General features: G+C 68.3%; 20 protein-coding genes. 14 read left to right on the forward strand and 6 right to left on the reverse strand.

The window, feature by feature from the left end; translation table 11 throughout:
- From DW307_RS18225 to DW307_RS09255, 7 genes are all read left to right on the forward strand, one after another.
- The coding region (locus tag DW307_RS18225; protein WP_205810449.1) for a hypothetical protein at positions 1 to 567 on the forward strand (567 nt) is incomplete at its 5' end.
- Positions 568 to 2,009: 1,442 nt separating this feature from the next.
- Positions 2,010 to 3,446 carry a dihydrolipoyl dehydrogenase family protein gene (locus tag DW307_RS09230; protein WP_136024568.1) on the forward strand — a complete coding sequence of 479 codons (1,437 nt, stop codon included), beginning with the start codon at positions 2,010 to 2,012 and terminating at the stop codon, positions 3,444 to 3,446.
- A 177-nt stretch (positions 3,447 to 3,623) separates the two neighbouring features.
- Positions 3,624 to 3,926: a DUF427 domain-containing protein gene (locus tag DW307_RS09235; RefSeq protein WP_021200122.1), complete on the forward strand. Its 303-nt coding sequence runs from the start codon at positions 3,624 to 3,626 to the stop codon at positions 3,924 to 3,926.
- A 79-nt stretch (positions 3,927 to 4,005) separates the two neighbouring features.
- Entirely contained in the window at positions 4,006 to 4,878 is an 873-nt protein-coding gene (locus tag DW307_RS09240) for an ABC transporter ATP-binding protein (RefSeq protein ID WP_021200123.1), read from the forward strand.
- Complete coding sequence (locus DW307_RS09245; protein ID WP_021200124.1) at positions 4,875 to 5,558, forward strand: ABC transporter permease; 684 nt, start codon at positions 4,875 to 4,877, stop codon at positions 5,556 to 5,558. The genes DW307_RS09240 and DW307_RS09245 overlap by 4 nt, the downstream gene beginning before the upstream one ends.
- Complete coding sequence (locus DW307_RS09250) at positions 5,555 to 6,280, forward strand: ABC transporter permease (protein ID WP_136024569.1); 726 nt, start codon at positions 5,555 to 5,557, stop codon at positions 6,278 to 6,280. Before DW307_RS09245 ends, DW307_RS09250 begins: the two co-directional genes overlap by 4 nt.
- An 81-nt stretch (positions 6,281 to 6,361) precedes the next feature.
- Entirely contained in the window at positions 6,362 to 7,276 is a 915-nt protein-coding gene (locus tag DW307_RS09255) for an ABC transporter substrate-binding protein (protein WP_029258815.1), read from the forward strand.
- Between the two features lie 63 nt (positions 7,277 to 7,339).
- On the opposite strand, the gene DW307_RS09260 is transcribed toward DW307_RS09255, so the two are convergent.
- Positions 7,340 to 8,557, reverse strand: coding sequence for an AI-2E family transporter (locus DW307_RS09260; RefSeq protein WP_029258816.1), 1,218 nt, complete (start codon positions 8,555 to 8,557; stop codon positions 7,340 to 7,342).
- Positions 8,558 to 8,619: 62 nt separating this feature from the next.
- Here DW307_RS09260 and DW307_RS09265 point away from each other — a divergent pair, with 62 nt between their 5' ends.
- Entirely contained in the window at positions 8,620 to 8,919 is a 300-nt protein-coding gene (locus DW307_RS09265; RefSeq protein WP_021200128.1) for a chorismate mutase, read from the forward strand.
- Between the two features lie 164 nt (positions 8,920 to 9,083).
- Positions 9,084 to 10,250 carry an ROK family protein gene (locus DW307_RS09270; RefSeq protein ID WP_029258817.1) on the forward strand — a complete coding sequence of 389 codons (1,167 nt, stop codon included), beginning with the start codon at positions 9,084 to 9,086 and terminating at the stop codon, positions 10,248 to 10,250.
- An 81-nt stretch (positions 10,251 to 10,331) separates the two neighbouring features.
- On the opposite strand, the gene DW307_RS09275 is transcribed toward DW307_RS09270, so the two are convergent.
- The 3 genes from DW307_RS09275 to DW307_RS09285 are packed head-to-tail and all read right to left on the reverse strand — an operon-like array spanning position 10,332 to position 13,508.
- On the reverse strand, positions 10,332 to 11,258 hold the full coding sequence (locus DW307_RS09275; RefSeq protein ID WP_205810450.1) for a carbohydrate ABC transporter permease: 927 nt from the start codon (positions 11,256 to 11,258) through the stop codon (positions 10,332 to 10,334).
- 2 nt (positions 11,259 to 11,260) lie between these two features.
- Entirely contained in the window at positions 11,261 to 12,232 is a 972-nt protein-coding gene (locus DW307_RS09280) for a carbohydrate ABC transporter permease (RefSeq protein ID WP_029264718.1), read from the reverse strand.
- 31 nt (positions 12,233 to 12,263) lie between these two features.
- A complete protein-coding gene (locus DW307_RS09285; protein ID WP_021200132.1) occupies positions 12,264 to 13,508 on the reverse strand; it encodes an extracellular solute-binding protein in 1,245 nt (414 codons plus the stop codon).
- 325 nt (positions 13,509 to 13,833) lie between these two features.
- Here DW307_RS09285 and DW307_RS09290 point away from each other — a divergent pair, with 325 nt between their 5' ends.
- Genes DW307_RS09290 through DW307_RS09310 form a run of 5 tightly spaced genes read left to right on the forward strand, consistent with a single transcriptional unit; the run spans position 13,834 to position 18,315 of the window.
- Entirely contained in the window at positions 13,834 to 14,730 is an 897-nt protein-coding gene (locus DW307_RS09290; protein WP_021200133.1) for an SIS domain-containing protein, read from the forward strand.
- Between the two features lie 24 nt (positions 14,731 to 14,754).
- Complete coding sequence (locus DW307_RS09295; protein WP_081859622.1) at positions 14,755 to 15,747, forward strand: ROK family protein; 993 nt, start codon at positions 14,755 to 14,757, stop codon at positions 15,745 to 15,747.
- Entirely contained in the window at positions 15,744 to 16,688 is a 945-nt protein-coding gene (locus DW307_RS09300; protein ID WP_136024570.1) for a 1-phosphofructokinase family hexose kinase, read from the forward strand. Before DW307_RS09295 ends, DW307_RS09300 begins: the two co-directional genes overlap by 4 nt.
- Positions 16,685 to 17,539 (forward strand): class II fructose-bisphosphate aldolase, encoded by an 855-nt coding sequence (locus tag DW307_RS09305; protein ID WP_136024571.1) that lies wholly within the window; start codon positions 16,685 to 16,687, stop codon positions 17,537 to 17,539. The genes DW307_RS09300 and DW307_RS09305 overlap by 4 nt, the downstream gene beginning before the upstream one ends.
- Positions 17,539 to 18,315: a DeoR/GlpR family DNA-binding transcription regulator gene (locus DW307_RS09310; protein WP_021200137.1), complete on the forward strand. Its 777-nt coding sequence runs from the start codon at positions 17,539 to 17,541 to the stop codon at positions 18,313 to 18,315. The genes DW307_RS09305 and DW307_RS09310 overlap by 1 nt, the downstream gene beginning before the upstream one ends.
- Positions 18,316 to 18,568: 253 nt before the next feature.
- On the opposite strand, the gene DW307_RS09315 is transcribed toward DW307_RS09310, so the two are convergent.
- Both DW307_RS09315 and DW307_RS09320 read right to left on the reverse strand, forming a co-directional pair.
- Positions 18,569 to 21,019 (reverse strand): CHAT domain-containing protein, encoded by a 2,451-nt coding sequence (locus DW307_RS09315; RefSeq protein WP_136024572.1) that lies wholly within the window; start codon positions 21,017 to 21,019, stop codon positions 18,569 to 18,571.
- 143 nt (positions 21,020 to 21,162) lie between these two features.
- Positions 21,163 to 22,734 (reverse strand): S8 family peptidase, encoded by a 1,572-nt coding sequence (locus tag DW307_RS09320; RefSeq protein WP_136024573.1) that lies wholly within the window; start codon positions 22,732 to 22,734, stop codon positions 21,163 to 21,165.
- Positions 22,735 to 22,738: the final 4 nt, after the last annotated feature.

Genomic DNA, 22,738 nt, shown 5'->3' on the forward strand with positions numbered 1-22,738 from the left:
GGGGTGCGGTTGTATGTCCCCGCCCTCGGACGCTTCCTGCAAGTCGACCCCATCGAAGGTGGCGGGGCGAACGACTACTCCTGGCCCACCGACCCGATCAACGGACACGACCTCACCGGGGAGCGATGGATCGGCAAGAAGATGACGCGAGTCTCCGCGGCGAAAGCCACGGTGGCGTCGAAGAGCATAAGGCAGCCTGTGGCCGCACCTAGGCCAACCTCGCGAGCTAAGTCGGGGTGGATCAACCCCAAGGCGGTCGCGGGAACAATCAATCTGGTGTGGGGAGCTGTCAAGGTGGGGAGCGGTATATCCACGCTCATCTTGCGCGCCCCCTTGGCGTTCACGGTCCCGGTTGTTGGTTGGGCAATCTCTATACCGGCTGTAGTTGTCGGAGTGTTCAACATAGTTACGGGTGGTATGCGAGCAATTCGTGGAGCGGGGCAAATAACCGAAGCGCTTGATACCCCATACGTCAAATCAACGGCGAGCGAATGGGCCATGGATGTAGTGTGGGGCTTGCTGCCCGCGGTATCGGAGGGTTGGGTCGGAATGCTGGGAGGCATGTAGTGAGATTCTTCACGGGGCTTATGTGGCTCGTTCTTTTGCTTGTTCGAGGAGTGCTTCTCTGGCTCTTTGTCCCCTTCGCGGTCTTGGCCTGGACGGCAGTCCACTGGTGGGCTCAGAAAGCGTCAGTGGCACAAGCTGTCTGCTGGTACGACCAGATCCTTTGGGCATTCTTGATCTTGGTTCCATTTCGCGCGTTGCTTCATCTCGACCCTCAGGCAAAGACCGTTAGATTCCTTAGACTCTCGGAAATGCGGGATCTTAAGACATACAAAATTAGCCTGATCAATGATGTAGCCTGATTTGATAAATGGTGTAGCGCTTTGTTGTCGTGACCATTCTCGATTCAGCAGAGTCAGTTGCCCGTGACCAACTCCAAGGCGATGCGCGCGATCAAGAAGAGGGTTCCGCTGATGCGAAATTCTCGCGATCTCGATGTTCCGCGAAGGCGCGAGTGGCGGCTCGAGTGCAGCGCTCGCAGCGCTCGGTGAAGGTCTCAATTGGATCGGTGACCACGAAGAAGCCACGCTCGGGTTGCGAAGGCGATCTCTGCGAACGCCGGAGATGCCGCACGTCTGGCAGGACTCCTGGGCGAGAGTCTTTAAGCGCGGGGTGCTCGGTTAAGTTCACTGAAGCTGAGCATCTCCTCAAGCGGGGCCTTGCGGAATCCGAAGAGTTTGGGGTACCGCTGGCGAAGCTTTTCCTTGCTCAGCAAAAGGTGGCAGAAGCGCGCGAGCTCTTGGAGCGATTGGTGCGCGCGGACATGTACGGAGCAGCGCTTCTGCTTGGCAATATCCTCACCGAGGAGCCGGGTAACTTCGAGGCAGCTGAGGCCGCTTACAGGGCGGGGATAGCCAGCGGTCACCGCAGGGAAGCGATGGGACGAAGTTGGAGAAGGTAGCGGGCTCGGCGACGGGTGCTCGAGTGGGTGGCCTCCTCTGGGGCGCAACCGCGAGTGCGTTGACGGTCGCGGTGAGTTGGGGCACGTCCTCGTGGTGGATTGGTGCATGCGTGTGTTTCTTGGCGGCGGCCGCGGTCGTACGTTCGCTCTTCCTCGGGGTGTGGGTGGAGCCAGGTGCGGTTGTCGTGTGCGCCTGGTTTCGTAGACGCCACTTCAGATCAGGAGAGATCGCGGCCGTCGACAAGCAGCTCCATTACGGTGCCGGAGGGGCGGGCGTCGGCTGGCTCCCGTTCGTGGGTTCGGTTCGGATGATCGAGCTGGAGCGTGTCGACGGCAAGCGAGTTCCGTTGCCGTCGACAATCGGTCGCCGAAACCATGTGCTGCTCCTGGCTCGACGGATGCGCGAGGCGCTAGACCTTCCTCCGCGCTGAGATCGTCAGGATCTCTCCCTCGCGCCACGCCGCAGGGAACAACTCACCCGTGACTCGGCGTTGCTCATGAGCGAGACTGGGCCACGTAATCGGCTCACGGAGAGGTGCGACGCATGAATGCTGCGGAGAAGACCGACGAGTACGACCTGATCGTGTTGGGCGGTGGTCCGGTGGGCGAGAACGTCGCCGACCGAGCCGTGCAGGGCGGACTCACCGCGATCATCGTGGAGAGCGAGCTCGTCGGGGGTGAGTGCTCCTATTGGGCGTGCATGCCGTCGAAGGCGCTGTTGCGTTCGGCACAGGCGCTCCGTGCCGCGCAGCACGTGGGCGGTTCCTCCCAGGCGGTCACCGGAAAGCTCGACGTGCGCGCCGTGTTCGACCGTCGCGACTCGTTCACCAGCAATTGGTCGGATGACGGTCAGGTCAAGTGGCTCGACTCGGCCGGCATCGACCTGGCCCGCGGCCACGGCCGCATCACGGGTAAGCGCGAGGTGACCGTGACGGATGCCGACGGCGCGGAGCGCGTGCTCAAAGCTCGGCACGCCGTCGCGATCAGCACCGGATCGGACGCCGTCATCCCGCCCATCGACGGACTGCGCGAATCCACCCCGTGGACCAGCCGCGAGGCCACCAGCGCAGAAGAGCTTCCCGAGAGCCTGGCCGTCATCGGTGGAGGCGTCGTGGCCGTCGAGATGGCGACCGCCTACGCCGCACTCGGCTCGACCGTCACCGTGATCGCCCGCAGCGGCCTGCTCGGCGGGATGGAGCCCTTCGCGGGCGAGCGTGTCGCCGCAGGCCTCAAGGAACTGGGCGTCGATGTGCGCACCGGCACGGGAACGACATCCGTGCATCGCGGCGCGAACGGCGTGGCCATCACCCTCGACGGCGGTGAGGAGATCACCGCGACCGAGGTGCTCGCCGCGACGGGTCGCTCACCCCGCAGCGGTGACATCGGCCTCGACGTGGTGGGACTGGAACCCGGCCGCTGGATCGAGACGGATGACACGCTCCGCGTCCCCGGATCGGACTGGCTGTACGCGGTCGGCGACGTCAACGGGCGCGTGCTCCTCACCCACCAGGGCAAGTACCAGGCGCGCGCCGCCGGCGATGTGATCGTCGCCCGCGCCCAGGGCGAAGATGTCGACGACGCCCCGTGGGGCCGTCACGTCGCCACCGCCGACCAGGCCGCCGTCCCGCAGGTCACGTTCTCGATCCCCGAGGTCGGCTCCGTGGGGCTCACCGAGGCCCAGGCGGTCAAGGCCGGTATCGCGGTGAAGGCCGTCGACTACGACCTGGGCTGGGTCGCCGGCGCGAGCCTCTACGAAGACGGCTTCGAAGGCCAGGCGCGGCTCGTGGTCGACACCGACCGCGACGTCGTGATCGGTGCGACGTTCGTCGGTCCCGAGGTGGCCGAACTCGTTCATGCGGCCACCGTGGCGATCGTCGGCGAAGTCCCGATCGCCCGCCTCTGGCACGCGGTGCCGTCGTACCCCACGATCAGCGAGATCTGGCTGCGACTGCTCGAGGGGTACGGCCGCGACTCCGCGTGACCCGCGGAGGGAATCGATCCCGACATCGGGCCTGACCCGAATCCAGGGCAATCCGTTCTTCCGATCGCATCGAACAGGATCCGGATTGTTTCTCATATTGACGGCCGCGGCGCAACCCTCACCCCCGATGTCCGCACCGTCTTATACGCTCATACCCACATCCGAGGAGGCAGGACCATGAAGGCTGTACTCGCAGGAACCGTCATCGCCGAAGCCGACGAGAGTGATCTCGCCCGCATCGAGGGGAACTGGTACTTCCCACCGGCGTCCATCACGCCCGGAGTGCTCGTCGAGAGCCCCACGCCCTACACCTGTCCGTGGAAGGGTGCCGCTCAGTACTACTCGGTACAGACCGAGGGCGAGCTCCACACCGACTACGCCTGGTCGTATCCGAATCCCTACCCCTCCGCCTTCGATCGCGTGGGCAAGGACTTCTCCGGGTTCGTGGCGTTCGACCCCCGTGTCGAGGTCGGCCCGTAGCCATCAGAAGAGCCCCGTAGACATCTGAAGAGCAATACTCGTCCGCTCGCACATCGATCGACCGACTGGAGACCAGCCCATGATCGAGTTCCGCAACGTCACCAAGCGCTTCCCCGGCGGCGCCCTCGCCGTCAATGACTTCAGCCTCGTGCTGCCCTCGCGCAAGACCACGGTGTTCGTCGGCTCGTCCGGCTGCGGTAAGACCACTCTGCTCCGCATGATCAACCGCATGGTCGAGCCGACTTCCGGCGAGGTCGAGATCGACGGCGAGAGCGTGCTCCAGGGTGACCCGGTGGCCCTGCGTCGACGCATCGGCTACGTGATGCAGAACTCCGGCCTCATGCCGCACTTCACGGTCATCGACAATGTGGCCACGGTGCTGCGCCTGACCGGCGTGAAGAAGGCTGCCGCCCATAAGCGCGCACGGGAACTGCTCGACACGGTCGGCCTCGACCAGGCGCTCGCCGAGCGGTACCCGAGCCAGTTGTCCGGCGGTCAGCAGCAGCGCGTCGGTGTGGCCCGCGGTCTTGCCGCCGACCCGAACATCCTGCTCATGGACGAGCCCTTCGGTGCGGTCGACCCCATCGTGCGGGCCGACCTGCAGCAGGAGACCCTGCGGCTGCAGCGCGAGCTCGACAAGACGGTCGTGTTCGTCACGCACGACATCGACGAGGCGTTCCTGCTCGGCGACCAGGTCGTCATCCTCGACAAGGGCGCGCGCATCGTTCAGGTGGGCAGCCCCAGCGAGATCATCGAGAACCCGGCAGACGACTTCGTCTCGGCGTTCATCGGCGCCGAACGCGGACGCCGTGCTCTGCACCTCAAGCAGACGCCGCACGGCACCGTGGTGGTCGACGGCGAGGGTCGCACCCAGGGGGCGATCATCGATGTTCCTGATGCCGTGACCGACGCGCTTCTGAGCGAGGAGAGCGCGACGAAGGGCGCTCCGTGAACTGGATCGGCGACAATCTCGGCCTCATCCTCGAGCTGACCGGGATCCACCTGCAGCAGAGCGCGATCGCCATCGTGCTCGGCTTCGTGCTGTCGCTGCCGCTGGGGTGGGTCGCATGGCGTTATCAGCTGGTGAAGGGGCCGGTCATCGTTCTCACCGGACTCCTCTACACGATCCCCTCGCTCGCGCTGCTGATCCTTCTCCCGTCCGTCGCCGGGTACCCCGCGCGCAGCCCGGTCAACCTCATCATCGGCCTCACGATCTATGCGGTCGCGATCCTGGTGCGCGCGGTATCCGACGGCCTCGACTCGGTCGACCCCGCCATCCGGCAATCCGCGACCGCGATGGGTTACGGCGGCTTCCGCCGGTTCTGGACCGTCGACTTCCCGCTCGCCGGTCCCGTCGTGCTCGCCGGTCTCCGCGTGGCAGCCGTCAGCACCATCTCCCTCGCCACGGTCGGCATCCTGGTCGGGGTGAACAACCTCGGCTACCTGTTCACCAACGGCCTGCAGCGTCGCATCCTCGCCGAGGTGTTCGCCGGCGTCATCGCGGTGGTCGTGATCGCGCTCGTGATCGACCTGCTGCTCCTTCTCCTGGGTCGCGCACTGATGCCGTGGACGCGCGCGGCGAAGACACCGTCGGCCGCACGACAGGCCGCCACCCTGAGGACCGCCGCATGAACGTGTTCACCGACGCCTTCGCCTGGCTCTTCTCCCCTGACCGCTGGGAGGGGCCGTACTCGCTGCCCATCCTGTTCGGCCAGCACATGTACTACACGCTGATCTCGGTGCTCATCGCCGGCATCATCGCGATTCCCCTGGGGTGGCTCATCGGTCACACCGGCAAAGGCCGTGAGATCGCGGTCGCGGTCTCCGGCGCGGCACGTGCCATCCCGTCTTTCGGTCTCATGGTGCTGCTCGTGCTGATCCTGGGCGTGCTCCGCGTTCCCGAGGCCGCGATCATCACGTTCGTGCTCCTCGCGATCCCCTCGCTCCTCGCCGGCGCCTACACCGGCCTCGAAGCCATCGACCGTCGCGTGCTCGACTCCGCGCGTTCGATGGGCATGACCGAGTGGCAGGTGTTCTGGAAGGTCGAGGTCCCGCTCGGTCTCCCGCTGCTCGTCGGCGGCATCCGCGCGGCTCTCCTGCAGGTGATCGCCACGGTCACGATCGCCGCCTACGTGAACCTCGGCGGACTCGGCTGGCCGATCATCCAGGGCATTCCGCTGCGCAAGTTCGACCAGGTGCTCGGAGGGGCGATCCTCGTCGCGGTGCTCGCCCTGGTCGTCGACCTGATCTTCGCCCTGCTCCAGCACGCCGCCGTCCCCGCGGGGGTGCGCGCACCGACCACCATACGTCGCTCGCGCGCGGCCGCTGCCTCGCCGGCACCGGCCACCGCCTGACGCCCATCATCCGACTCATCCCACAGCCCTCACACCGTCCCACAGCACCATCCCCGTTGTCCCAGAGAAGAGGAAGTCCTCATGTTCACAGCACGTAAGTCACGACTCGCCCTTGCCGGTGGTGCCGCGCTCGCCGCGGTGCTCGTCCTCGGCGGCTGCGCGAACAGCAACCCGCTCGACGCCCCGAGCGAAGGCTCGAGCTCCGGCGGCGACACGATCGTCATCGGCTCGCAGGCGTATTACTCGAACGAGATCATCGCCGAGATCTATGCGCAGGCTCTCGAGGGCGCCGACATCAAGGTCGACCGCCAGTTCAACATCGGACAGCGCGACGCCTACATGCCCGATGTCGAGTCCGGCGCGATCGACCTGTTCCCGGAGTACACCGGCAACCTGCTCGAGTACCTCGACAAGGACGCGACCGCCACCAGCCCGGAAGACGTCTACGCCGCTCTGAAGGAAGCTCTGCCCAAGGGGCTGACCGCTCTGGACTACGCCGAGGCCTCTGACCAGGACACCTACACCGTGCTGAAGAGCTTCGCCGAGGAAAACGGTCTCACCACGATCGGCGACCTCTCGAAGGTCACGACCCCGGTGACGATCGGTGCCGCTCCGGAGTTCGAGCAGCGTCCGTACGGTCCGGCTGCGGCCAAGGAGGTCTACGGCGTCGATCTCGGCTTCTCGGCCACCGGCCCGACCACGCTCGAGTCCCTGCTGGCCGGTGAGATCCAGGTCGCCGACATCTACTCGGCAGACCCGGCCTTCCAGACCGAAGACATCGTCGCGCTCGAAGACCCGGAGAACATCATCCTGGCCTCGAACGTCGTGCCGATCGCATCGAGCGACGTCGCCGACGAGATCTCCGACGTGATCAACGCGGTCAGCAAGAAGCTCACCGCCGAGGAGCTGGTGGGGCTGAACGTGCAGAGCACGGTCGACCAGAAGTCGGCAGAGGACATCGCCAAGAAGTGGCTGGCAGACAACGACCTCAGCTGAGTCGCCACCACGCAGAAGCGCCCGGGCCCCTGAGGGTCCGGGCGCTTCTGCGTTGCGGGCGGGTCAGATCCGGGCGTCCTGCTTCGGGACGAGAACCTGTTTGATGATGATGAGGATCGACGCGGTCACCGGCACGGCGACCAGCGCCCCGAGCAGACCGAGCAGCGTGCCGCCGGCGAGAGCACCGATCACGACGAGAGAACCCGGCACCGAGACCGCCTTGTTCATGACGCGAGGGGTGATCACGTAGGCCTCGATCTGCATGTAGACGAGGTAGATCGCCGCGAAGATCAGGGCGGCGATCGGGTTGGTGAACAGCGCCAGGCAGGTGCCGAGGATCCAGAACAGCACCGAGCCGACCAGCGGGATCAACGTGATGCAGAAGGCGATGGCCGCCATCAGCGGGGGGAACGGCAACCCGAGGAAGAGGTAGAGCAGGAACGCGAGCGTCGCGTTGCAGAACGCGAGCACGACCATGCCCATCACGTAGCCGCCGACCGAGTCGGTGATCTGGTCGGTGATGTCGCCGGCACGAGCGCGGTCGCGGGCGGGGGCGAGACGCAGCAGACCCTGCTTCATCGACGGCAGCGACGCGAGGAAGTACAACGTCAGCACGAGCACGACGATGGCTCCGGAGATGCTGGTGGCGATCGAAGCGCCCACGGCCAGGGCGCCGCCGCCGATCGTCGCGAGGTTGCCGAAGTCGGTGAGGAAGGACTGCACCTGGGCGACCAGTTCTTGGAACTGGTCGCCGAACTGGGCTTCGAGGGTCGCGTAGATGTCGCTGTGTGTGAAGTCCTTGATCATGCCGGGCACGGACTGCACGAAGCTCACGATCTGATCGATCACGACGGGAACGATCATCCAGAGCACGAGGGCGAACACCACGATGAGTGCGAGGATCGTGATGACCACCGAGATCACACGCGAGAGGCCACGGCGTTCCAGGAACCGTACGGCGGGGTCGAGTCCGAGCGCACCGAACAGGGCGAGGGCGATGTAGATGAGCACGGTCGACAGGTTCGACAGCGCGAGGCCGATCACGATCGCCCCGAGTCCACCCAGCGTCACGAGGAAGCCGAACACGAACGGGCGGTCGATGCGCGTCCAGAACGAACGGCTCGGCGTCGTCGGCTCGATCACGACCGGGATCGGAGCGTCTGCGACGGCCGGCACGGATGCGGGTGCGGCCTTGCGGCGGCCGGTCGCCGGCGCGGCGGGAGTCGCGGCGGATGCGTCGTCGTCGTGGGGCGCGGATTCCGGCGGCTCTTCGTTGCTCATGTGCTCACGATAGCGGTGCCATGGATCGAAACCAGGATGTCACGCGGCTCTAGAGTAGGGGCATGACCGCCGCCGAGGACCCGAAGGCCGAACTGCTCCGGCTTCGCGCCACCATCGACAACATCGACGCCGCACTGATCTTCATGCTGGCCGAGCGCTTCCGCGCGACTCAGCAGGTCGGGCATCTGAAAGCGGAGCATGAGATGCCGGCATCGGACCCGAATAGGGAGGAACAGCAGGTCGCCCGGCTGCGTGCTCTCGCCGAGGAAGCGCACCTCGACCCGGAGTTCGCGGAGAAGTGGTTCAACTTCGTGGTGGCAGAGGTCATCCGTCACCACACCGAAGCGGCCGAGAGCCGCTGAGGAGGAGGAGCCGGACGGGCGACGGTGTGTGCAGCACTCGCCCGTCCGGAGCTTTGTGAGATTCATTGACCAACTAAGTTCAATGAATAAACTTAGGGAGAGACTACGGATCGCGCCACGATCTGTCAACAGCTCGCGACGGGCGAGCGTCGGAACGGGAACACATGCTCAGCACGGATGACGGCCTCGACACCCAGGCGTCTGTTCGGCGTGCGAACCTGCGCCGGGCTCTGCAGCTGGTCTTCCGGAATCCGGGCACGCAGACGCGCGCGGGCATCGCGAGGTCGACCGGTCTGACCGCCGCCACCGCGTCATCGCTGGTCGCCGAACTCATCGAGAACCGGCTGATCGTCGAAGGGGAGCAGGCGGCGAGCACCGGTGGCAAGCGGGCGACCACTCTGAGCGTCGATGCGGACCATCACCTGATCCTGGTGCTGGTGATCCAGCCCCTGCACGCCGACATCGCTCTCGTGGCGCTCGACGGCACCGAGGTCGACCTCCGTCGCGTGAGCTACACCGCCGAGAACCGCGACCGCACCCTCGACGAGGCGGTGTCGGCCGTGGCGGAAGAGTTCGGCGGACGGCTCCTGGCCGCCGGCGTGCAGCTGCCGGGCACGACCGATGGGCGATCGGTGCTCGAGAGCGTGCAGCTCAAGTGGCAGAACGTCCCCCTCGCCGACCGGTTCGAGCGTGTGCTGGGAGCGCCCGTGCTGCTGATCAACGACGTCGACGCCGAAGCCATCGCCGAGGCGGGTATGGAGGAGTCGCCGTCCGGCTACCGCCTCTTCATCCATCTCGGCGGCGGTGTCGGCGCGGCCGTCACGCTCGACGGCGAGCTGGCTCCCGGCCCCCGAGACCGCGCGGGTGAGATCGGACATGTGCAGGTCGTGTTCGGCGACGCCGCGCGCGCCTGCCGATGCGGGCAGCGCGGCTGCCTGGAATCGGCCGCCGCTCTCGGGGCGATGCTCGGCGACGAGTTCTCCGACGCCATGGATGCCCCGGAGATCCGCGCGCTCGCGGCTCAGGCCGACGAGGAGCAACTCGATGAGGGGGCTCGCGCGCTGGCCAGAGCCGTCAAGCTCATCGGCGCGCTGCTCGACCCGATCGAGGTCGTCATCGGCGGCCCGGCAACCGAGCTCGGACCGCGCTTCCTCGATCGCGTGCGCCGTGAGACCGAGTACCCCGCCCGCGGCACGGCGCAGGTTCCGGTGCGCTACGCCGATCCTCGTGTGTCGCTCGCCGCCGGAGCCGCCCAGGCCGCACTGACGTCGGCGCTCGGCGTGCGCTGGAATCCCGAGCAGCTGCGCGCGGCATCGACGTCGCGCTCCTGACCGGCAGACGCACATCCGCCCGACGGGTGCTCCCATCGGGCGGATGTCGTCAAGCGGATGTCGACGCGCGGATGCGGAGGGCTACTTGACGCTGCCCGCCGTCAAGCCACCGACGAGACGCTTCTCGATGAGCATGAACAGGATGACCACGGGCAGGATCGCGACGATCGAGACGCCGAACACGTACTGCCAGCTCGTCTCGTACTGACCGACGAACTTGGTCAGAGCGACCGACAACGGCTGGTTCTTGTCGGTCGACAGGATCACGAGCGACGCCGCGAACTCGTTCCAGCAGGCGACGAAGGTGAACACGATCGCCGTGACGATGCCGGGCCACACGAGCGGCAGGTTGATCTTGAACAGCACGGTGAAGCGCCCGGCGCCGTCGATCTGCGCGGCCTCGTCGACCTCCTTGGGGATGCCGGCGAAGAACGAGTGCATGATCCACACCGCGAACGACAGGTTGAAGGCCGCGTTGATGAAGATCATCGCGATCCAGGTGTCGCCGAGTCCGAGCACGGTGAACTGGCGGAACAGACCCGAGGTGAGCACGGCCGGCTGCAGCATCTGCGTGACGATGACCAGGAACAGGAACACCATGCGGCCGGGGAACTTGAAGCGCGCCGTGTAGTACGCCGCCGGAAGCGAGACCAGCAGGACCAGCAGCGTCGCGAACACGGCGATGACGATGGTCGAGATCAGGTTGTACGGCAGGGGCGTCTCGGGGGTGGACCACATCGAGATGTAGTTCTCCCAGTGCCACTCGATCGGGAGGTAGGTCGGATCGACCGACCGGATCTGCGACTTGGTCTTCACCGAGCCGAAGAACATGATCAGGTACGGCAGCACGAAGATGGCGAGCACCAGGAATCCGGCGACGGTGCGCAGGATCACACGGGGGAGCGTGACCTGGTCTTCGGTGTAGCGGCGCTTGCGGCCGGGTGTCGGCGGCGTGCGACGACCGCGGCCTCCGGCGGTGGTCACGAGCTCGGTCTCGGTCATGGTCATGATCAGACCTCCTTCATGGGCTTGACGATCTTCACGTACGCCGCGACGATCACGATGACGATGAGGAACGCGACCACCGACAGGGCACTCGCGACATCGACCTTCTTCTGCAGCTCGATGTACTTGAAGATCAGGGTCATGATCGTGTCGGCGCCGTAGCCGGGGATCGACCCGGTCATCACCTTCAGGATCGGCAGCGAGTTGAAGACGTTGATGATGTTGATGAGGATGGCCACGGCCAGAGCGCTGCGCAGCTGCGGCAGCACGATCGACCAGTAGGTGCGGGCAGGGCCGGCGCCGTCCATCTTCGCCGCCTCGATCGCGTCGGCCGGGACCGACTGGAGTCCGGCGAGGATCGTGTAGGTCGTGAAGGGGAGCGACACGAAGATCGCGATCACGATCGACCAGGTGAAGGCCGTCGCGGGGTTCTTCGTCCAGCCGTAGCCCACCGCGTCATCGGAGAGCCCGATGTCGTAGAGGAACTTGTTGAAGATGCCGAAGTACGGCTCGAGGCTGTAGTAGAACACCATGGTCGTCATCACGACGGATGCGGCCCACGGCACGATCACGGCCATGCGCACGAGCTGGCGCCCGGGGAAGGCCTTGTTCAGGATCTGCGCCAGACCGAGCGAGATCACGACCGTGAGGGTCACGACCGCGACCACCCACACGATCGTGCGGAAGAAGATCGGCCAGAACTCGGTGAACGTGAAGACCGTGACGAAGTTGTCGAAGCCCACGGACCCCTTGTCGAGGCCCGACAGGGAGATGTCACGCGTCGAGTTGAAGAACATCACCCCGGCGGGGAACAGCACGACGCCGATGATGAGCAGCAGCGCCGGTGCGATCCACGGCAGCGCTTGGAGAAGATCCTTTCCGCCCGGCCTGCCACGCGTGGCATCCGGGGTCTTCGGAGTGCGGGGGCGGCTCTTCGCCGCCCCCGCGAGGTTCGAGGACTCTGTCTTCTGGCTCATTCGGGTACCCGAACCTCTCCGATCAGCGGGCTCAGCCCGCGTCGACCTGTGCCTGGATCTCGGTCAGCACGTCCTGTGCCGGCTTCGACTGGATCTGACCGAACAGCGACTTGAACGCACCGTCGGCAGCGGACCACTTCGGGTTCGTCGACGGGTAGAACTGCGCGTCGGGCAGCACGTCGAGGAACGGCTTGAGGGCCTCTTCGCCGGAGAGCTGCTCGGCGCCGGACTTGGTGACCGGCAGGAAGCCCTCGGCCTGCACCCACGGCACGTAGACGTCGGCGGAGTAGTAGTAGTCGAAGAACTTGGTGATCGCCTCCTGCTTGTCACCATCGTTCTGGAACGCCATCAGCTGGTCCATGACGCCGAGGGTGAAGGGCGAGCCGTCCTTCGTCGGGATCGGAACGATGGAGTAGTCCAGGTCGGGGTTGTTCTCCTTGATCTGGCCGACCGTCGGCGGGAGGCCGACCTGCATGCCGATCTTGCCCTGGATGAAGATGTCCATCAGGGGGGAGCGCTGCGTGGAACCCGGGTCGGCCTGCGTCGCACCGGCGTCGATCATCTTCTTGATCTGCTCGGCACCGGGGAGGTTCTCCGGGGTGTCGATCGTGATCTCGGAGGCATCGCCGAACGATCCGCCGCCGCCCCACAGCCACACGGCCGCTTCCGCCTGTGCCTCTTCCGATCCGAGCGGCATGCCGTAGCCGGCGACACCGCCGCCGAGTGCGGACACCTTGGTGGCGGCATCCAGCAGCTCATCCCAGTTGGTCGGCGCCTCGACGCCGGCCTGGTCGAGCAGCGCGTTGTTGACGAACAGGGCGCGCGCCGAGGCGATCATCGGCAGCGCGTAGGCGGTCCCGTCGACCTCGGCGTTCTTGAGGAACGACTCCTGGAAGTCGGAGTAGGTGTCGTCGGAGACGACGTCCTTCGTCGGGTAGAGCAGCTCATCGCCGACGAAGCCCGCGAACGGTCCGCCGTTGTAGATGTCCGGTGCCTCGCCGGCCTGGATCTTGGTGGAGACGACCTTCTCGAGGTTGTCCCACGACTGCACCTCGAGCTTGACCTTGATGTCGGGGTTGGCCTTCTCGAACCCGTCGATCACCGTCTCCCAGTTGGCCTTGGTGCCGTCGGAGTAGCTGGGGACGAGGAGGTCGAGGGTGGTCGAGCCGTCCCCGCCTCCGCTGTCGCCGGACGAACCGCCGAACCCGCACGAAGCGAGCGAGAGCGTGGCGACGGCCGCAATGGCGGCGGCGCCGAACCGCAGTGACTTCTTCATGTGTATTGCATTCCTCACTGTGATGTCCGAACCCTCGGCGGCAGGGCCGCTTCGGGAGGGGGTGTGGTGCACAGTCGCAAGCACATCACGCGACAGTGCGTGGGTGATCGTTTCGCCGTGAGGCAGCCGCGATCGTTCAAGCCGGGGCTCGGGGCTCTCGACTTCGGCCGGGGTCGACGTCGAGGGTGGAACTCGTCTGATTATTTGTCAGGAGAACAAACAAATCAAGGCAAAGCTGTTGGTGTTGTGATTCGACGCCATACTATGATCGAATTAGGCTTCAAACGATCACAAGTCTGCAACTTATCGCCAGAAAGGCACCTCGATGTCCGAATCGCTGCCCGGCGCACACATGCGCGAAGAACTCAATTCCCAGCCGGAGATGTGGGCGCGGGCGGCCGATCTGAAGGCCGAGCAGGCACTGCTCCCCGCATCGGGGGCCCGCATCGCCGTCGTCGGATGCGGTACGTCGTGGTTCATGGCGCAGTCGTACGCCGCGTTGCGCGAGTCCGCCGGTCAGGGGGAGACCGACGCCTACGCGGCGTCCGAGGCCTTCCTCGACCGCGGATACGACGCCGTCGTCGCCCTCACCCGTTCCGGGACCACGAGCGAGGTGCTCGAGCTCGTCGACCGCATCAAGGGGCGCATCCCGACCATCGGAGTGATCGGCGATCCGGATTCGCCGCTCGTCTCGCTCGCCGACGAGGCGGTGCTGCTCCCGTTCGCCGATGAGCAGTCGGTCGTGCAGACGCGATTCGCGACCACCGCGCTGGCGCTCTTCCGGGCGTCGCTCGGCGAAGACCTCTCCGGCGCCATCGCCGATGCCGAGGCCGTGCTCGCCGAGGACGGCGACGACGAGCTGCGCGACGCGGAGCAGTACACGTTCCTCGGACGCGGATGGACGATCGGCCTCGCCCACGAGGCCGCGCTGAAGCTGCGCGAGTCCTCGCAGTCGTGGACCGAGGCGTACCCCTCGATGGACTACCGGCACGGTCCGATCGCGATCGCGGCCCCTGGCCGCGTCACCTGGCAGTTCGGCGAGGCTCCCGAGGGACTCGCTGCGCAGGTCGAGGCCACCGGCGCCCGCTTCGAGCAACGGTCGATCGACCCGCTCGCCGACCTCGTGCGCCTGCACCGCACCGCGCTCGACCGCGCCGTCGCCCGCGGCCTCGACCCCGACCAGCCCCGCAACCTCACGCGATCCGTCATCCTGGATGCATGACGCAACCCGCCGCCGGAGCTGACCATGACCCGAGCTGACGGGACGGATGCCGTTCCCGACGTCGAGCGAGACGCGACCGGTGAGAAGCTCGCCGCCGTGCGCACGCTCGGCGTCGGTGCCCCCGTGCTGGCGTTCGACGTGGGCGGCACCGACATCAAGTCGGCCCTGTTCGACGCCGACGGCACCGCCCTCGGACTGCGCCGCACGCCCACGCCGATCGCCGAGGGCGACCGCACGCAGGTGCTGCTCGAGCGTCTCGAGGTGCTGGCCGAGGAGCTCCGCGCCGCGCACCCCTCTGTCGTGCCGCAGGCGGTGGGACTCGTCGTGCCCGGGATCGTCGATGCGGATGCCGGCTTGGGCGTCTTCGCGAGCAACCTCGGCTGGCACGACTCGCCCTTGCGCGACCTCGCCGCTGAACGCCTCGGGCTGCCCGTGGCCTTCGACCACGATGTCCGTGCCGCCAGCTGGGCGGAACGCCGACTCGGTGGCGCGCGCGACTACGCCGATTCGGTGGTGCTCGTGATCGGCACGGGGATCGCCGGTGCGCTGCTGGTCGGGGGCGTCCCGTACACCGCCGGCGGTTACGCGGGTGAGATCGGGCACTCCCCGATCGCGGACGGGCCGATCTGCGCGTGCGGCGCACGCGGTTGCCTCGAAGCCGTCGCCTCGGCCGGTGCCATCGCCCGGCGGTATCGCGAGGCGACCGGGATCGCTCCGGACGGAGCGAAGGACGTGATCGCCCGCGCGGCGGCCGGCGACGAGGTGGCCGGGGACATCTGGAATTCCGCGCTCGACGCGCTCACGATGTCTCTGGCTCAGCTCACCGCCGTCGTGGCGCCGGAAGCAGTGGTCATCGGCGGCGGACTCTCCCGCGCCGGCGGCGCCCTGTTCGATGAGCTGCGCACGCGCCTGGCCGCCCGGCTCAGCTTCCATCGCATCCCGGCGCTGGTCCCCGCCGAGCTCTCCGGCAACGCAGGGCTGCTGGGCGCCGCTCTCCGCGCACGGGAGCTCACATGATCCTCACCGTCACTCCGAACCCCGCCCTCGACCTCACCTGGCGCGTCGATCGGCTCGTCGAGGGCGGAACGCACCGGGCGGATGCCGGGGCCGCTCGTGCCGGCGGCAAAGGACTCAACGTCGCGCGGGTGGCGCACGCCGAGGGTGCGGACGTGCTCGCGGTCACCACCGTGGGCGGTCGGGTCGGCGAGGAGTTCGCCGCGGAGCTGCGCACGAGCGGTGTGCCGAACGCGCTGGTGGCGGTCGCCGCGGAGACCCGCCGCAGCATCGCGGTGGTCGATGAGGCGCTCGGCGACACCACGATCATCAACGAGCGGGGTGCGAATCCGACCGATGCCGAATGGGCGGCGCTGCTCGCCGAGGTCGTCGAACGGTTGTCGGGTGCGCGAGTGCTGGTCGTGTCCGGCAGTGTGCCGCCTGGCGCGCCGGAGTCGTTGCTCCCCATGCTCATCGCGGTGGGGAAGGACGCCGGAGTGCCGGTGATCGTCGACACCTCCGGACCCGCTCTGCTGCGCGCGGCGGAGGCCCGAGCCACAGTGCTCAAGCCCAACGCGGCCGAGCTGGTCGAGGCCACAGGCATCGCCGACCCTGTCGAAGGGGCCCGATCGCTGATCGCCCGGGGCACCGAACTCGTGCTGCTCTCGCTGGGGGCCGAGGGCATGCTCGCGGTCACGGCATCCGCACTCGTGCACGCTCGCCTCGACGAACCCCTCGCGGGCAACCCGACGGGCGCCGGTGATGCCGGGGTCGCCGCCTGCGCCGTGCTGTACGCCGAGGGGGTGCGCGATCCCGAGCAGATCCTTCGCCGGGCCACCGCCTGGTCCGCCGCCGCGGTGCTGACCCCGCTGGCCGGCGACATCTCGTCGCGCTGGACGGAGCTCGAACAACAGCTCCGCATCTCGCATCCCCATCCTGAATCGTTCCGGAAGGACCCTTCGTGACCCTCGTCTCCGCTCGCGACCTCGTCTCCGCCGCTGCCGCCGAAGGCACCGGCATCGGCGCCTTCAACGTGATCCACCTCGAGACCGCCGAGGGGCTGGTGCGGGCCGCCGCCCTCGCGCAGCTGCCCGTCATCCTGCAGATCTCGCAGAACTGTGCCGACTACCACGGCGGGCTCGAGCCCATTGCGCTCGCCACGCTCGCGGTGGCCAGGCGCGCGCAGACACCCGTGGCTGTGCACCTCGATCACGCCGAGCGGCCCGAACTGGTCGACGAGGCCATCGCGCTGGGCTTCGGCTCGGTCATGTTCGACGGCGGCGCCCTGCCCTACGACGACAACGTGGCTCTCACGGCGGGGGTCGCCGCCCGTGCTCACGAGGCGGGGGTCTACGTCGAGGGAGAGCTCGGCGAGGTGGGGGGCAAGGACGGGGCGCACGCTCCGGGTGTGCGCACCGACCCCGACGAGGCGCGTGCGTTCGTCGCGGCCACCGGCGTCGATGCGCTCGCGGTCGCGGTGGGTTCCTCGCACGCGATGACCGACCGCACGGCGTCCCTCGACCTCGACCTGATCGCACGACTGCACGAGGCCCTGCCGGTGCCGCTGGTGCTGCACGGGTCCTCCGGCGTCGCGGATGCCGTGATCGCCGACGCCGTGCGGGCGGGCATGACGAAGATCAACGTCTCCACGCACCTGAACGGGTTCTTCACGCGGGCGGTGCGCGAGAAGCTCGACGCCGATGAGCGTCTCGTCGACTCCCGCAAGTACCTCGCCCCCGCCCGCGACGCCCTCGCCGGTGAAGCGGCGCGGATGCTGCGGCTGTTCGCGCTGCAGCCGGCGGAATCGGTCGCCTGATGAAGCGGGCGGCTCGGCTGAACGCGATCCTCGACCTCCTGGCCGCGAAGGGCGAGGTGACGGTCGAAGAGCTGGTCGAACGATTCGAGGCCTCGTCGGCGACCACACGCCGAGACCTCGACACCCTCGCCGAGCAGCGCCTGCTCACCCGCACCCATGGCGGTGCGGTGGCGCAGACCGTCGCCTATGAGCTGCCCATCCGCTACAAGAGCCACCTGCGCACGCACGAGAAGGCGAGCATCGCGCAGACCGCCGCCGGCCTGGTCGCCCCCGGCATGGTCGTCGGACTCTCGGGCGGAACCACCACGACCGCCATCGCCGCAGCGCTCGCCGCGCGCGACGACCTCTCGGGCAACGGCGGCATCACGGTCGTCACCAACGCCGTGAACATCGCCGCCCAGCTCGCCACCCGCCCCGACATCAAGGTCGTCGTCACCGGCGGCGTCATCCACTCGCGCAGTTACGAACTGGTCGGTCCGTTCGTGGAGCAGCTGCTGCGCGGGGTGCGGCTCGACATCGCCTTCATCGGCGTGAACGGGATGGACGCCGTCGCCGGTGCGACCACGCAGGACGAGCGCGAAGCCGCGGTGAACCGGATGATGGCCGAGCGGGCCCGGCGTGCGGTCGTGGTGACCGACGGCAGCAAGCTCGGCGTGGAGGCGTTCTCGACGGTCGGCGGCGTCGACCTCTTCCCGACCGTCATCACGGACGCCGGAGCGGATCCCGAGGTGCTCGCCGCCCTCCGCGCGGCCGGATACGCGGTGCTGGTCGCCTGAGCCCGGACGGCGTCGGACACCCCGAGGGCCCCGACGTCCCCAGATCGTCGAGGCCCTCTGAGGGTGTCGCGGCTGCATGCCGCGACACCCCCGAGCAGATGGTGTCCGTGTCGTACTCGCGCTCCCCAGTGCGCCTGATCCCCAGATCCGACTGCGCCTCCCTCGCGCCTCACCCTTCGAGGCCCTTCGCATGGCACCTTCCGAAGAACAGGAGCGTGCGGCATCGGTTCTGATACACCGAATGGAGGAAAAGTCAGAATCCGTTTCCATGACACTGGAACGGCGCGTTCACGCCGGTGTCGACCGCGGCCCTCGCGAGCGCGACGGCCGGTGCGGCACCCGCGGAGAGACCGGTGTGCACAGCGCTGAGCAGATCGCCGGCCACATCATCGGGGACCGCGACGGGGGCGGCGATCACGCAGTCGGCACCGGCGTGCAGCCACACCCGCGTCATGCCCAATGCCTCCTCGCCCCAGCGCACCGACGAGCGTCCGAGCTCACAGGCCGAGAGGATCACCGTCGCCGGGACCCGCGGAATGAGATCGACGTCATAGCCGAAGAGGATGCCGTCGGCGAGCTCGAATCCGGAGAACAGCGGGTTGTCCACCGCGTGCCTGCCGTGCGCGGCGATGTGCAGCACATCGGTGGCTGCGGCGAGTTCTGTGACCGCGGCGACCGTCGCCTCCCCGGTCAGCAGGGTCTGCGGTGCCACCCCGGCGCGTCGCCAGGCCGCCGCTGCCCGTTCGACCTCGTCACCGGCGCGAGCGACACGCGGACCGGCGGCGAATCCGACCGAAGCCGGTCGCGTGATCGTGCGGCAGGGGCCGGCCAGCAGGCGCGAGACGGATGTCGCGAGCGTGAACGGGGTGCCCGACATGCCGGAGAGCATCGCCCACGGAACTCCACCGAGCGCTCCGGGTACCGTGATGGCCAGTCGTGCTGCGGACGGCGCGGCGCGCAGCAGCGGCGCGAGGAGCTCGGCGTCGAGGATCGCCAGGCGCGAGGCGAGCGCCCTTTCGGTGACCTCGCCCATCAGGCCGCCACGGGTCAGGGCGGCCATGTCGAGGTCGGCGCGGAGGCCGTCGAGCGCCGACTGCACCCGCGACCAGGACAGATCGACGACGGTCGCTCCGGTGGCGGTCACCACGACCGCATGCAGATCGGTGCCGGTGAACACGTATGACAGGACGGCAAGGTCGGGATCGAGCAGCGCCATCGCCTCCGTGAGTCCGAGCCGTTCGCGCGTGCCGCCTGAGCCGGTCGCCGCCCACTGTCGTTCGCGCACCCGATCACGGAGGGCGCGCACCCTCGCATCCGTCGTCCAGTCGGCGCCGGCCAGCTCGGCACGGAGCATGCGCAGTTCCGCCAGATCGACCGCGAGGGATTCGTCGTGCGGGGGGCGCACGGGGGCGACCTGCTGGCTGAGGTGCCGCGCACGCTCCGACCACTCGAACAGGAGGGCGGGGTCGCGCCGTCGAGCGGCCGCGGAGAGTCCGGCGAACATCAGGTCGCTGCCGTGCATCGCGACCGACGCCTGCAGGTCGAGAGCGCCGAACGACTGCTGCCAGGCGGTGAGCAGATCGAGGCCATCGGCGGCTGCCCGGAGGGCATCGCGGTCGCGACCGGCGGCTGCGGCGCGAGCGGCGCGCACCTCGTGTGCACGCAGGCGCAGGGGCGTCGGGGCCGCATCGTCCAGCCGCGGCAGCCGGCCGGAACCGTCACGCCGAGCGCTCAGGCGGAGTCCTGTCGCCTCGGTGCGGAAGCCGCCCTGGTCGAGCGCCTTCGCGGTGCGCGCGAAATCGTCGCCGTCGATCGGGCGGTGCGGCTTCGCCCGCTGCTGCGCCTCGAGGCGCACCGCTTCGGCACGCGCCGCCCACCCGTGATTCCCGAGTGCGGTGAAACGTCGGGCGGCGCTGCGGGCCGCCCGCTCTGCGGCGGCGGGATCATGTCGCAGCAGCGAGCGGGCGAGGTGGAATTCCGCCTCGCCCCTGGCTTGCCGCATCCGCTGCGCGCCGAACTGGGCGGCGACCTGTTCGAGCAGTGCCTCGGCCTCGGTCGTGAGGCCCGCGTCGCGCAGCACCTCCGCCCGATCGAGGTCGCTGATCGCCGCGGCGAGGTCGCTGATCGCGGCGAGCTTCGGACGGGAACGGGTCATCAGGGTGAGCGCGGTGACGAGGTCGCCCCCGAGCAGCGCCGCGTAACCGAGATTGTGTCGCGCCTCGGCCAGGGGCTCGTCATCGTCGTTCGCCTCGTACACGGCCACCGCGCGCCGCAGATCCTCGACGCAGGTCTCGAGTTCGCGCTGCTGCATCCGCACCACCGAACGGTTCATCAGACAGTTCGCGAGCTCGGTGGTCTCGTCTCCGATCGCCGTGAGCGTGTCGATGGCGCGGGTCAGTTCGACTTCCGCCTCGTCCAGCCGCCCGCCGTGCATGAGAAGTGTGCCGAGCTGGCCGCTGAGCACCGTGATCGTCTCCGCACGGAGGCCCGTTCGGCCGAGGGCCTCGCGGCACAGCTGCTCGGCGGCCGCGGGCTCTCCGGTCTGCGCGAGCACGTAGGCGACCGTGCCGTCGATGCGCGCGCGGAGGTCGGGGTCGTCGGTGCGGGTGGATGCCGTGTCGAGCGCGCGTCGTGCCTGCGTGAATCGTCGGGCGTTCGCCGCTTCGACGCCGCGCCGGTGCAGCTCGATCGCGGACAGGGGCATCCCTCCAGAATGCCGTGCGTCGGGTCTGCAAGGGAAGAGCCCGGATTCCGCGGAGCACCCCGCGCACCAGGACGGGCCGCCCGCATCGGTACGGACGGCTCGTCCCGGGGGTACATCAGTCCGGGTGCATCAGACGCGATCGATCAGGCGGAGTCCACGGGATCCGGAAGCGACTTCAGCACCGCGGCGACGGCTTTCGCCGCGGCTCCGGGGCTGACACCGCCGACCGGCACGGTGCCGAGCTGCGCGGCGACGCGCGCGGCCACGTACGGGGCGGAGAAGGAGGTGCCGCTCCAGATCGAGAATCCGCCGCGATAGTCGTCGGGGTCGATCGTCTCGCGGCGGAGACCGTCGACGTCGGCCCTCGTCACCGCCTGGGTGCCGCCCACGAACGCGGGTGACGTGCTCACCACGGCCGCGCCCGGTGCGTAGACCCGGACCCAGGGGCCGATGTTCGAGAAGAGGGCGACCGACTGTGCCGACGGATTGAGAGCTCCGACCGACACGAGCGGCGCGTCCTTGTCGGGGTGGATGCCGTTGTCGGCACCAGGCCAGGGCCAGAGCGACGCGGGGAAGGAGGGGCGGTCGATCGCGTCGTTCCCGGCCGAGCACACCACCACGCATCCGAGCTCGCGCGCCTTGGCGAGCAGCTGGTACAGCGTGAGGCTGAAGAGTCCGTCGGTCGGTGTCTCGTGGTAGTAGCTGAGCGACAGGTTCAGCACATCGATCGGGAAGCCCGTGTTCGGATCCTCCCGGTGGCGGGCGAGCAGCGTCACGACCTGGGCGACGGTCTCGAGCAGGGTGCTCTCGTCGACCACTCCGAGGGCTCCGGCCACCCGGATCGAGAGGATGTCGGCATCCGGGGCCGCCTGTCGGACGAGCCCGGCGATGAAGGTGCCGTGCCCGGCGACCGCGTCGATCTCGCCGTCGAGCTGCCCGTACAGGTCGGGGTAGCGCTCCGGGTCGGCGTCGTCGGTCAGCCCCACCGGCACACCGTCGAGGTCGACCGTGCGGGTGACGATGTCGGCGGGCAGCCAGGCGTGTTCGCCGCAGCCGGTGTCGAGCACCGCGACGACGGGCCGCCGTCCGCGCTTCGGAGCGGGCCCGCGCACCGGAGCGGGGCCCAACCAGGTGACGGGCTGTCGCGCGCCACGTCCGGGCTCGAGGTAGTCGTCGCTGCCGCCCGCACCCCCTCCGGCGCCGCGCACCGGGTTGGTGCGCGTGAACGGGTTGGTGCGGGTGAACGGGTTCGTCCGGGTGAACGGATTGAGCCCGACCGGGTCGATGGACAGCACGTGGTCGAGGCTCGTGCGCGGCATCGTGGAGCGGGACATGCGGCGGGCGCGCTGGAGCACGCGCCAGGCGTCGGGTGCGACGGGCGATTCGCCGCGGACCGGTTCGTCGGGGGTGCGCAGCCGTGCGCGCAGGAAGCCGGGGACTCCCGGAACCAGCTCGCCGTCGAGTGCCGAGCGGGTGCCGTCCTCGATCTCGAGCTGCCATCCGAAGGTGTCGGCCGCATCACGCAGGGTGCGCACCTCGCGGTCGTAGGCCTCTTCGTCGCCGAGGGCGCGGGTGATCAGCAGCCGCTCCGGCAGGTACGCCGTTGGAAACGCGCGGATGCCGTCCACCGGTTCCGTGCTCGGGTCGAGTGCCGTGCCCCGGCGGATCGATCCCTCCGCGCGGTCCTGCCAGGTCCATCCCTTGGGCTGATCCATGCGT

It is taken from the genome of Microbacterium sp. K27 (assembly GCF_004794435.1).
GTDB lineage: Bacteria > Actinomycetota > Actinomycetes > Actinomycetales > Microbacteriaceae > Microbacterium > Microbacterium maritypicum_A.

Excerpts from the sequence above, each read along its gene's own strand:
- DW307_RS09265 (WP_021200128.1), top strand. The coding sequence starts at position 8,620 with ATGACCGCCGCCGAGGACCCGAAGGCCGAACTGCTCCGGCTTCGCGCC.
- DW307_RS09285 (WP_021200132.1), bottom strand. The coding sequence starts at position 13,508 with ATGAAGAAGTCACTGCGGTTCGGCGCCGCCGCCATTGCGGCCGTCGCC.
- DW307_RS09270 (WP_029258817.1), top strand. The coding sequence starts at position 9,084 with ATGCTCAGCACGGATGACGGCCTCGACACCCAGGCGTCTGTTCGGCGT.
- DW307_RS09290 (WP_021200133.1), top strand. The coding sequence starts at position 13,834 with ATGTCCGAATCGCTGCCCGGCGCACACATGCGCGAAGAACTCAATTCC.
- DW307_RS09250 (WP_136024569.1), top strand. The coding sequence starts at position 5,555 with ATGAACGTGTTCACCGACGCCTTCGCCTGGCTCTTCTCCCCTGACCGC.
- DW307_RS09280 (WP_029264718.1), bottom strand. The coding sequence starts at position 12,232 with ATGAGCCAGAAGACAGAGTCCTCGAACCTCGCGGGGGCGGCGAAGAGC.
- DW307_RS09295 (WP_081859622.1), top strand. The coding sequence starts at position 14,755 with ATGACCCGAGCTGACGGGACGGATGCCGTTCCCGACGTCGAGCGAGAC.
- DW307_RS09275 (WP_205810450.1), bottom strand. The coding sequence starts at position 11,258 with ATGACCATGACCGAGACCGAGCTCGTGACCACCGCCGGAGGCCGCGGT.
- DW307_RS09240 (WP_021200123.1), top strand. The coding sequence starts at position 4,006 with ATGATCGAGTTCCGCAACGTCACCAAGCGCTTCCCCGGCGGCGCCCTC.
- DW307_RS09310 (WP_021200137.1), top strand. The coding sequence starts at position 17,539 with ATGAAGCGGGCGGCTCGGCTGAACGCGATCCTCGACCTCCTGGCCGCG.
- DW307_RS09300 (WP_136024570.1), top strand. The coding sequence starts at position 15,744 with ATGATCCTCACCGTCACTCCGAACCCCGCCCTCGACCTCACCTGGCGC.
- DW307_RS09315 (WP_136024572.1), bottom strand. The coding sequence starts at position 21,019 with ATGCCCCTGTCCGCGATCGAGCTGCACCGGCGCGGCGTCGAAGCGGCG.
- DW307_RS09260 (WP_029258816.1), bottom strand. The coding sequence starts at position 8,557 with ATGAGCAACGAAGAGCCGCCGGAATCCGCGCCCCACGACGACGACGCA.
- DW307_RS09320 (WP_136024573.1), bottom strand. The coding sequence starts at position 22,734 with ATGGATCAGCCCAAGGGATGGACCTGGCAGGACCGCGCGGAGGGATCG.
- DW307_RS09235 (WP_021200122.1), top strand. The coding sequence starts at position 3,624 with ATGAAGGCTGTACTCGCAGGAACCGTCATCGCCGAAGCCGACGAGAGT.
- DW307_RS09255 (WP_029258815.1), top strand. The coding sequence starts at position 6,362 with ATGTTCACAGCACGTAAGTCACGACTCGCCCTTGCCGGTGGTGCCGCG.
- DW307_RS09230 (WP_136024568.1), top strand. The coding sequence starts at position 2,010 with ATGAATGCTGCGGAGAAGACCGACGAGTACGACCTGATCGTGTTGGGC.